This window comes from Methyloceanibacter sp. (assembly GCF_051306395.1).
Classification (GTDB): Bacteria; Pseudomonadota; Alphaproteobacteria; order Rhizobiales; family Methyloligellaceae; genus Methyloceanibacter.
In genome coordinates this window covers 1-9,672 of record NZ_JBPPND010000182.1, presented here as the reverse complement: position 1 = coordinate 9,672, position 9,672 = coordinate 1, and the positions used below count along the sequence as shown (strand labels likewise).

Here is a 9,672-nt window from a genome sequence, read left to right as displayed (position 1 = left end):
GCGGCACCACCGCGTCGGAAGAGTTGATGCTGGAGGACGCCACCTCGGCCAGCAAAGGCTGGAACACGAAGGAGTTGTTGTTGTTGATGAGCTCGACCTCGACCGTGCCGCGGCCGAGCTTATCCAGAGACTTTGCGGCGAAGACGCCGCCGAAGCCGCCGCCGAGCACGAGGACTTTCTTCTTGTCTGACTTTTCTTTGCCAGTCATAGGCTCGCCCAGCTTTTGCGTCGCTTGATCAAATACCTACGCCAATGCCCCGGCGCGTCAAGTCACGCGTGGGGCTCGTCAACCGCCTAGAGCCCGCGCGTGGGACGGCGGTGAACCGCGGAACGGCGCAGGGCTAAACGAGGATAAGGGAAGGATTAAGGTTGCCGGCGGGAAGCGCTCAAGCGGTGGCCACCGCGCGGCGCTCGGCCGGAGGCCGCAGCTTCGCCCAAGCGGGCCGCTTGAACAGGAAGCGTAGTTGCGTGTTCCTCACCAGCATATGCAAAATGAGCGGCGTGACCACGCCTGCGGTCGTGACGATGAGCGCGACGGTGCCGAGATCGAGATCCGGCGCGAATTTGAGCAACGCGGTGCGGGTGGCGGCCATCGGCAGAAAGAAGGCGAGATAGACCACGATCGAGTTCTCCCCCGCGTAGCGCAAGGGCAGCGCCCAAGAGCGCGCGGAAAGCAGGACCCCCGCCGCCACAACGGCGAGCGCGCCCAAGAAGCCCAAGCCGAGATTGACCACCGGCAGCTCGGAATAGCCGCCGAACACCATGACGGCTTCGAACAGGGCCCACGAGGAAAGGAACAGCAGGGCCGCACGCTGATGGGCGAACACCGTCTCGGCGAAGTCGAACAGGTAGGGCGCGAGCACGTAGCCCGAGTAGAAATAGACGAAGCGGGCGCAGAACTCGTCGATCACAATCCAGCCCGTGTGTATGTCGGCGATCTGCAGGAACGCCGCGGCGAACCACAGCATGGCTTGCGGCACGTCGCGCATGAGCTTGGTCACCACGAAGAAAATGGGCAGCAGATAGATGAACCACAGCGTGCCGAACGGCTCGATGAAGGCGAGCGCGTAGGCTTGGGCGACGCCACCCCAGCCCAACTCGGCGGCGATACCCGGCGCCTTGAAGGCGAACTGGATCGTGACCCACAGCATGTAGAAGTAGGCGAAGTGGACCACCTTGGTATCGAGATAGGAGCGCCAGGGCCGATCGATGACCCGGGCCAGGAACAGTCCCGAAATGAGAAAGAAATCGGGCATGCGGAACGGCTTGGCGAAGGCGACCAAAGCCCCCATCCAGCTCTCCTCGCCGGCAGCGGTCTCCACGCCCAGGGTCGAATGCATCATCACCACCATGACGATGCAGAATCCCTTGGCGTAATCGACCCACGCCACCCGTTTCGGGTTCAACTCCATGGCCCGCGCAAATCTCCTCGGTCCGTCCCGCCGCGGGACGCCGATGGGATGCGTTGCAAGGAGCGGGCAAGAGCCGATATGAGGGTCAAGACGGCCGCCGTTGCTTAACTTTGAGGGTTTGGCTAGGGTCCGCGCCAGGCACCCGTAGCTCAGCTGGATAGAGCGCTGCCCTCCGAAGGCAGAGGTCAGAGGTTCGAATCCTCTCGGGTGCGCCATAACTCGTCTCATAAGCGATTGATCGGCGACGAAAACCGGTGGTTTTCGCAGTCCCCCGCAAGAATTCATCGCCCGCGATGGCTGGGGATAGTCAAGAGGGGCTATGGTTTTCGCCCCGCCAGTCGGCTATTTTTCGCAGCACCCGCGCCACGAAGACTTGAGCCCGAAACAAGAGGCGCGTGCAACGAGGAGACCGATGACATGCGCAGATTTCTTTTGATTGCCGCAGCGGCCTCTATTGCGCTTGTCGGCCTGTCGGCCAACCAGTGCGGGGGAGGTGAAGAGAAGGCGGCGGAGCCGGCGAAGCCGGCCGAGGAAATGCCCGCCAAGCCCGACGATTCTATGGCTGAGCCGCCGGCGGAGACGCCCGCGGAGTAATCTTGGTTCATCCAAGAGCGGGGCTGCATCGCTTCGGCGCTGTGGCCCCTCTTTTTTGGCGCCAGCCGTCTATGGCGCCCGCGCCGGGAAGGCGTTCACCAGCGGCGCTAGGTCGCGGGCCGGCTCCCAGTCGCCCCCTTTGGGCGTGAGTCCGAGCCGCACCACGACGAGATCGCGTGACGGCACCATGGCCACGACCTGCCCGTCATAGCCCGACATGTAGAAGGCGTCCTCCGGCATGGGCGGCTCGCCATGCCCGGGAGAATCCGGCAGCTTGAGCCAGACCTGCGCCCCGTAGTCGTCATGCGGCGATTGCGGCGTCGGCCTTAGCGAATAGGCGGCCCAGCCCGGCGGCAAGAGGCGTTTCCCCCGCCACATCCCGTCTTGCACGAAGAGCAGCCCGAGCCGCGCCCAGTCCCGTGCGGAAGCGAAGAGGAACGAGGTGCCCATGAACGTGCCGGAGGCGTCGGGCGGGAGCGCCGCCGTGCGCATGCCGAGCGCCGCGAACAGGCGATCGTGCGGAAAGCGCAGATAATCGCGCGCGTCGGCGAATGTCTCGCGCAAGATCGCGGCGATGATACTGGTGGTCCCGCTCGAATAGGACCAGACCGTTCCAGGCTCGTGGACGAGTGGCTTCGAGGCGGCGAAGCCCGCCGTGTTGCCGTGTACGAACAGCATCTGCGACACGTCGCTGAGTTTGTCGTCATAGCTCTCGTCGAAAGCGAGCCCGCTCGTCATGCGCATCAGCTCGTTCAGCGTGATGGCGCCGCGCGGGTCGTCTTGTTCCTGCCATTCCGGCATCAGTCTTGTGTCGTCGAGAGCAAGCGCGCCGTCCTGCACCCGCAAACCCACGAGCGCGTTGGTTCCCGTCTTGCTCATGGACCAGCCGATCAGCGGCATGTGTGCGTCGAAGCCGTCCGCGTAGCGCTCGGCCACGATGCGGCCCCTGTACACGACCACCAGGGCGCGCGTGCCGCGCGGACGCTTCGGGTCTGGCTCGGCGAAGATCTCGTCGATGGCGCGGGCCGCCGCTGCCCCGTCAACGCCTTCGGGCCAGGGGCCTGCCGTGACGCGGGCGCCGCTCGGCCACTCGGCGTCGCGGTCGGGCGGCGCGGCAGGCGGAAAGAGCCCGGCGGCCTCGGCACGCAGCGCCGCCTCGCTCCGCCCGGCGATCAGCGTGCAGCCGAGACCCTCGCGGTAGAGCGCGGTCTGGCGCGCGAGCCCGAACACCGCGGCGCTGACATCCTTGGCGTCCTTGTCGACTGACGGCGTGAACAGGCGTAAGGCCTCGAGCCCAGGCCCCGAGAGATCCTCCGTCATGAGGTCCTCGAAGTCCCGGCCGGAGACGAAGATCCCGGAGCACAGTATCTGCGCCATGTAGCCGGAGCCGAGCAGCGCCATGCGGTAGAGACGCGGCAGGCCGATTGCGGCCGCCGTCAGGAGGGCGATGAGGGCCAGCATCAACCAGAAACTGCGGGAGAGGCCGAGACGCATGCGGCTCTCTACCATGAAGTTCTGAAAGGGAAAGGTCATGGCTGGGGTTCTGATAAAAGCCGCAGCCTATCCAGGGTTGCCGTACTTAGGCCAATGAGTCAGCATTCAGCGTGCGCAGGTGCCAGCAGGGGTGCGCGGGTAATGGTCAAGCTATTGGACAAGATCGACCTGTCGGATGGCACAATCACCCGAAGCATTGCCCTCTATGGGGGCGAGATTACCGCTCTCCCACCCGACCAGCACGCGGACATTCTGATCGTTTCAGCATTCCCTGACCACTACGCACCGACTACGACGAGCCTCATCGGCGCGCTTGATCGAAGCGGCGTTTCGGTCGGTGAACTCGCAACCAGCAAACTGTACGACCTGAGAGCCACAAGCGCCTTCTGGCTCTCGAAACCGATCAAGGATGCATCCCTCAATATCGGGCAGATTGCTTGCTTCGAACCGCGTGTGTTGGGAACGCCGCCTGAGCTGGTCGGAAACTTGTTCAGAGGCCTATTCCCTTTTCTCGATGACCGGCGGGGCCAAGTTGTGGCCATGCCTGTGTTGGCTACCGGTGACCAAGGCTGGCCAGGTGAGCAGATGCTGAGTTCCATTCTGGAGGCGGCGACGCACTGGCTGGCGCGGGGTCTCCCCATCAAAGAGCTAAAGATCATTGAGCGCATTCCGGGGCGGGCGGCAGAGCTTGCCGGGGCCATGGCGGCATTCAAGGCCAAGCTTCCGGTCACATCGCTCAAGACAAGTGGAGCGAACGACTTCGACGTGTTCCTGAGCTTCTCGAGCGCTGATGCGGAGGCTGCCGATTGCGTCAAGCAAGAGTTGGAGAAGAGGGGTGACGCCACGCGCGTATTCGACTTTCGGCTTGCCATCGACAAAGGAAAAGCTTGGCAGGAAGAGTTGGACCGCGCCATCAGCTCAAGCAGCTCCATCGTGACGATCTTGACTCCCTCTTACTTCGCCTCTCCCGAATGTCGCGAGGAACTCATGCAGGCACGATTGCGGAACAAGAGGTCGGAGCGGCCAGTGCTGTTTCCCATCTATTGGCGCGATTGGGGTCGGGACCTCGATTTGTGGCTGCAGCTCGTGAACTTCGCCGATTGCCGCGAACGCAATTTCGAGATCCTTAGAAGCACCATGGGCAAGCTCGCTCTCGCCTAGTTTGCCGCCCAGCACCGTCTTGCGCTACTTCAACGCCGCGGCGGCTTGCAGCACCTTTTCGGCATGGCCCGGCACTTTCACCTTGCGCCAGACCTCGCGGATGACGCCGTGGCGATCGATCAGGAAGGTCGCGCGCTCGATGCCCATATATTTCCGGCCATACATGCTCTTCTCCACCCAAGTGCCATAGGCCTCGCAGACCTTGCCCTCTTCGTCCGAGGCGAGCGGAAAGTTGAGCGCGTACTTCTCCTTGAACGTGTCGTGCTTTTTTACTGGGTCCCGCGAGATGCCGATGATCTCCGCCTTCACCTTGGAGAAATCGGGCAGCGCGTCGCGAAAGGCGCAGGCCTCGGCCGTGCAGCCCGACGTATCGTCCTTCGGATAGAAATAAAGCACTACGGGCTTGCCCTTGAAGTCGTCCAGAGAGATTTCGCCGCCGCCGTCCGTGGGGAGTGTGAAGGAGGGCGCCTTGTCGCCGACGTCTACGCTCATTGTCGTGCCTCCTAGCCGAGCCGCTTGATGACCCGCACATGCGGGATGGTGTTCTCCTCGAACGCGCCGCCTTCTTGAGCATAGCCGAGCTTCAGATAAAAGCCCTCGGCGCCGACGCGTGCATGCGCGATCATCAGCCGGAAGCCGGCTTGTGCGGCCCAGGCTTCGGCGTGGGCCAGCAGTTGTGCACCGACCCGCATCTCTCTCTTGGTTTCCTCGACTGCCATCTGCTTGAGGTGCAGCGTGGCCTCGTCCAGCGGCCGCAAGGAGACCGTGCCCACCACCGCGCCGCAAGTCACCGCGCAGAAGTGCTGGCGCATGCCGTCGTCGTAGAGCTCGTCATCGGAGACAGTGAGCCCAAGCGGCGCGCGCAAGATGTCCTCCCGCAGACGCAAAGCCTGCCGGTAGAGGTCGGAGCCGAGCGGCGCCTCGAAGATCACGACAAGCGGCTGGTCGTCCACGGCCCTCACTCCTGCTCTGCCAGGCGTTCGACCATGGCCCAGATGGCGGCGATCTGCGGGGCGTCCTTGCCAAGATAGTCGAGCCCCGTATAACCCCACCAGTCCCAGCAGCCTTCCGGGTTGATCCCGGAGATCGCTCTTGCCTGCGGAAAGAGGATGACAAGGCGGTTGGTATCGGCGATTTCGGCGAATCCCGTGTCCTTGATGAAGGTGTCGCCTACGCTCTCCCGGGACTGGCGGCAGCCATGGAGCGCCACGTGGACCCGGCAGCCGGGCTCTGACCGGCATGTGGACGGGATATACACCACGCCTTCATCGGCGAAGCTGTCACCCGGTTCGGAGAATGCTTCCTGGTCGAACACGAAAAACTCGCCTTGCGGTTCCGCGGAAGCAGGCTCTAGCGGCCCATACATCCATCCCAGGATCGCGCGCGCCTGGTCGTAATCGCAGTCGCTGACATAGGGCCCCTCCGAGAGCCCGCAGACCGCGCCGCCTTCTTCCGTGATGAAGGCATGCCCGCCCGCGCCTTTCACCAGCGTCACATTGCCGAGCGCCACACCCGCCTTGTCGTAGAACTCCTTCGCGGCTTCCACCACGGGGCGGGTGACCGTCTGATCGTCATTGCCCGAGTAAAGATAGACGTTGTGGTCGGAGAGCGCCGCCAGCGGCGCGATGTCTCCGTCCGCCGCCAGCTCTTTCGCGCGCGCCACCAGCGCCTCCGGGTCCGGCACGCCCATGGTCGTGTCCATGCAGCTATGGAGCGCCTTGGCCGCGTTCTGGATCACGGCTGTCGGCCAGAAGGGGAACAGCCGCGAGTTGGCCGACTCGGCGCAGGCGAACGGGCCTCCCGCCACGATGCCGGCGCCCACGATGTTCTCGGCATGGGCGATCTCGATCTGTCCGGCCATGTAGGCGCCCGACGACAGACCCGAGACGGAGGTCTCGGGCAGCGCCGTGCCGAGCGTCGGCAAGGGGTCTGCGCACGCGCCCGAGGAGGCGAGGAGCAGCGCGGCCAAGAAACCGGTCGTTGCCTTAATGCTCACACCCATTGCGCTCTCCGCCCGGCTCGCAGGCCGCTGCCGGCTGTCACAATTACTCTTACGAACGCCGTGCAGGTCATTCTGACCCAGGAAACCAGAAATCTCTTGCATACGAAGAACACGGGGTGCAAATACCGCCTCTTATTCGAACGGGGCACGTGCCCTGTGTTCGTCTGGATCTATCTGCTGGTTGGGGAGGACGCCATGTCCAGTGACGCCCTCTTCCAATTGGGGATGGACTTGGATCATGGTTCAAGCACCGCCCAAACGGAAGAAACACATTCCAGGTGCCTCGATCCCGAAATGGGAGAGGAGCGCAAGGATTTTTTCTGTGAGCGAGACGGAGTCCGTTATGCGGGTACTCATCTCATCATCGATCTCGTCCGTGCTGAGCGGCTCGACGATCTAGACCACATCGAGCAGGCCCTGAAGCGGTGTGTGGATGCGGCGGGCGCGACTCTCCTGCACATTCACTTGCATCGCTTCACGCCGAATGGCGGGGTCTCGGGCGTCGCGGTGCTTGCCGAGTCGCACATCTCGATCCATAGCTGGCCCGAGTACGGTTACGCCGCGCTCGACGTCTTCATGTGCGGTGACGCCGATCCCAACGCGACCATCGACGTGATGAAAGAGGCGTTCTCGCCCGACAAGGTGATCGTCAAAACGCAACTTCGGGGCAAGGAACTTCAGCGATGGAACGGTGGGTCGAAGAGACGCTCCATAGCGGCTTCCGTGTCCGCCTGAAGGCGGACAAGATCCTCTTCGATAGCGAGACCGAGCACCAGCAGCTGATCATCTTCGAGAATGAGGACTTCGGCCGGGTGATGATGCTGGACGGTATCGTCCAGCTCTCCACCCGGGACGAGTTCGTCTATCACGAGATGATGGCGCATGTGCCGCTCTTCGCCCATGGCAAGGCGAAGAAGGTCTTGATTATCGGCGGCGGTGACGGGGGCGTGCTGCGCGAGGTGCTGCGGCATCCCGAGGTGAAGAGCGCGACGCTGTGCGAGATCGACCGCAGCGTCATCGATCTCTGCCTCGAGCATTTCCCGGATGTCTCGGGCGGCGCCTACGACGACAAGCGCACCAAAGTGGTCATCGCCGACGGCACCAAATTCGTGCATGAAACCGACCAGCGCTTCGATGTGATCTTGGTGGACTCCACCGACCCGATCGGGCCGGGCGCCGTGCTGTTCACCAAGGAGTTCTATACGGACTGCCGCCGCGCGCTCGCCTCCGGCGGCATCCTCGTCACCCAGAACGGCTTGCCCTTTCTGCAGGGGCCCGAGCTCAAGCAGTCCGTGACCTATTTTCGCGACCTGTTCGACGACGCCTTCGCCTATGTCGCCACCACGCCGAGCTATTTCGGCGGCTCCATGTCCTATGGCTGGGCCACCGACGACAAGAAGCTGAGGAATCACAAGCTCGCGAAAATCGCGCGGCGCTACAAGAAGGCGGGCGCGTTCCCCACGCGCTACTGGAGCCCGGAGATGCAGGTCGCCGCCTTCGCGCTGCCGACCTATATCCGCGAGCTGGTCGAGGCGTCCTAAATCTACAGTCGCTCGAACTCCGGCAGGTCGCCCACCAGCGGCATGCAGTAATCGTAGAACGCGGCGCTCACATTGTTGCGGCCGGCGACAAAGTCGTCCGGCATGTGCCGCGCGTGACGTGCGACCGCCGAAAGTTCCGCGCGGCCGAAGGCGCTGCGGTAGCTGTCGATCGTGTTCGACGTGCGCACGATGGTCACCGAGGCGCTCGTCTCGCCTTCCGCCGCGAGCGCCGCCGCGTGACGCCCGACGCCGCGCGCTTCTTGCGCGTCCACCGCGGAGGGCTCCGGCCAGCAGCGTTGGAGATAGCCGAACGTGTCGGCGCGCACGCGCGGCGGTTTTCCGCCTTCCGGCGTCAGGCCCTTCTTGAGGAGGTCCGCCAAGCCATCGCCGAGCGCGCCGGAACCCGAGAGCTGCACATTGCCGTGCGCGTCCACTTCGCCCGAGCGCATGAGCTGTGGTCCGATCTCGTTGCCCTCGGCATCGCGGATGCCTTCGCTCACCGCGATCTGGCAGCGGCCGAGTGCGGCATAGACCGCGTCCACGTCCGCCAGGAACTCATCCATCACGAACGGCACCTCGGGCACGTAGACGAGATGAGGCGCGAGCCGCTTGGCGGGATCGGCGTCTGCTTCCCGCGCGCCGCGCGCCAGCGCCGCCGAGGCAGTGAGGAAGCCGGCGTTGCGGCCCATGACAACATTGATCTTGATGCCCCCGAGGCTCGCATTGTCCAGCGCGTCCCCCAAATGCGCCAGCGTCACGAAGCGCGCGGCGGACGGGAAGCCCGGGGTGTGGTCGTTCTCGCGCAGATCGTTGTCGATCGTCTTCGGCACGTGGAAGCAGCGCAGCTCGTAGCCCGCTTCCGCGGCCTTCTCATTGACGATGCGGCACGTATCGGCGGAGTCGTTGCCGCCGATATAGAAGAAGTAGCGGATGTCGTGGTCGCGGCAGCCTTCGAGAATCTGCGCGCAATAGACCTCGTCCGGCTTGTCGCGGGTCGAGCCCAGCGCCGCGGAAGGCGTGCGGGCGATAGCGTCGAGCTGCTCCGCCGTAAACCGCGTGAGGTCGACCAGGTCGCCCCCGCGGCCTTTGGCGATGCCACGCACGCCGTGGCGCATGCCGAAGATCTGCCGGACCTTGCCGGATGCGGCCAAGCCTTGCTGCAAGCCCTCCACCACGCCCGCCAGCGACTGGTTGATGACTGCGGTCGGGCCCCCAGATTGCCCGATGACCGCGTTGCCGCTTGGAAGATCAGCCACGCCCCCCTCCTTAGGTTTTGAGGCGGCACAATGCCCCGGAGCGTCGCCTCGTTGCAAGGCGCCATAGCCGCCGCCTTCGCCTCGGCTAAGCGCGGCGCAACAGATGTAGGCTGAAGAGATTGCCCGTGTCGGTCCACGCTTTGACCGGCAGCCATCCCGCGCTTTGCGCCAGCGCCTGAAACTCCGGCAACGAATATTTATGCGAGTTCTCG

11 protein-coding genes, 1 tRNA gene and 1 pseudogene are annotated in these 9,672 nt (G+C 64.1%); 5 read left to right on the top strand and 8 right to left on the bottom strand.

Annotation, left to right across the window (positions count from 1 at the left end; all coding sequences use genetic code 11):
* Positions 1-208 (bottom strand): annotated as a pseudogene (locus tag ACSLE4_RS09575) (hypothetical protein); the annotation flags it as partial.
* Positions 209-386: 178 nt separating this feature from the next.
* Positions 387-1,412, bottom strand: coding sequence for an acyltransferase family protein (locus tag ACSLE4_RS09570; protein ID WP_435904230.1), 1,026 nt, complete (start codon positions 1,410-1,412; stop codon positions 387-389).
* Positions 1,413-1,550: 138 nt separating this feature from the next.
* On the opposite strand from ACSLE4_RS09570, the gene ACSLE4_RS09565 reads away from it, so the two are divergent.
* Together ACSLE4_RS09565 and ACSLE4_RS09560 are read left to right on the top strand one after the other, a co-directional pair.
* Positions 1,551-1,627: transfer RNA gene (locus ACSLE4_RS09565), tRNA-Arg, on the top strand.
* 202 nt (positions 1,628-1,829) lie between these two features.
* The gene (locus tag ACSLE4_RS09560; protein ID WP_158007768.1) at positions 1,830-2,006 is read left to right on the top strand and encodes a hypothetical protein; all 177 of its coding nucleotides are present in this window, start codon (positions 1,830-1,832) and stop codon (positions 2,004-2,006) included.
* 69 nt (positions 2,007-2,075) lie between these two features.
* Here the strand turns inward: ACSLE4_RS09560 and ACSLE4_RS09555 are convergent, their stop codons facing one another.
* Entirely contained in the window at positions 2,076-3,539 is a 1,464-nt protein-coding gene (locus ACSLE4_RS09555; protein WP_435904229.1) for a serine hydrolase domain-containing protein, read from the bottom strand.
* Between the two features lie 114 nt (positions 3,540-3,653).
* On the opposite strand from ACSLE4_RS09555, the gene ACSLE4_RS09550 reads away from it, so the two are divergent.
* Positions 3,654-4,661 (top strand): toll/interleukin-1 receptor domain-containing protein, encoded by a 1,008-nt coding sequence (locus tag ACSLE4_RS09550; protein ID WP_435904228.1) that lies wholly within the window; start codon positions 3,654-3,656, stop codon positions 4,659-4,661.
* Between the two features lie 24 nt (positions 4,662-4,685).
* Here the strand turns inward: ACSLE4_RS09550 and bcp are convergent, their stop codons facing one another.
* The 3 genes from bcp to ACSLE4_RS09535 are packed head-to-tail and all read right to left on the bottom strand — an operon-like array spanning position 4,686 to position 6,663.
* Entirely contained in the window at positions 4,686-5,153 is a 468-nt protein-coding gene (bcp, locus tag ACSLE4_RS09545) for a thioredoxin-dependent thiol peroxidase (protein WP_435904227.1), read from the bottom strand.
* 11 nt (positions 5,154-5,164) lie between these two features.
* Positions 5,165-5,614: a GNAT family N-acetyltransferase gene (locus ACSLE4_RS09540; protein WP_435904226.1), complete on the bottom strand. Its 450-nt coding sequence runs from the start codon at positions 5,612-5,614 to the stop codon at positions 5,165-5,167.
* Positions 5,615-5,619: 5 nt separating this feature from the next.
* A complete protein-coding gene (locus ACSLE4_RS09535; protein ID WP_435904225.1) occupies positions 5,620-6,663 on the bottom strand; it encodes an extracellular catalytic domain type 2 short-chain-length polyhydroxyalkanoate depolymerase in 1,044 nt (347 codons plus the stop codon).
* 195 nt (positions 6,664-6,858) lie between these two features.
* On the opposite strand from ACSLE4_RS09535, the gene speD reads away from it, so the two are divergent.
* Both speD and speE read left to right on the top strand, forming a co-directional pair.
* The gene (gene speD / locus ACSLE4_RS09530) at positions 6,859-7,398 is read left to right on the top strand and encodes an adenosylmethionine decarboxylase (protein WP_435904232.1); all 540 of its coding nucleotides are present in this window, start codon (positions 6,859-6,861) and stop codon (positions 7,396-7,398) included.
* Positions 7,347-8,204 (top strand): polyamine aminopropyltransferase, encoded by an 858-nt coding sequence (speE, locus tag ACSLE4_RS09525; RefSeq protein WP_435904224.1) that lies wholly within the window; start codon positions 7,347-7,349, stop codon positions 8,202-8,204. Before speD ends, speE begins: the two co-directional genes overlap by 52 nt.
* A 2-nt stretch (positions 8,205-8,206) precedes the next feature.
* On the opposite strand, the gene ACSLE4_RS09520 is transcribed toward speE, so the two are convergent.
* Together ACSLE4_RS09520 and ACSLE4_RS09515 are read right to left on the bottom strand one after the other, a co-directional pair.
* Positions 8,207-9,460, bottom strand: coding sequence for a diphosphate--fructose-6-phosphate 1-phosphotransferase (locus ACSLE4_RS09520; protein WP_435904223.1), 1,254 nt, complete (start codon positions 9,458-9,460; stop codon positions 8,207-8,209).
* 85 nt (positions 9,461-9,545) lie between these two features.
* Positions 9,546-9,672 (bottom strand): L-histidine N(alpha)-methyltransferase (locus ACSLE4_RS09515; protein ID WP_435904231.1); only part of this gene is annotated, 127 nt, incomplete at its 5' end.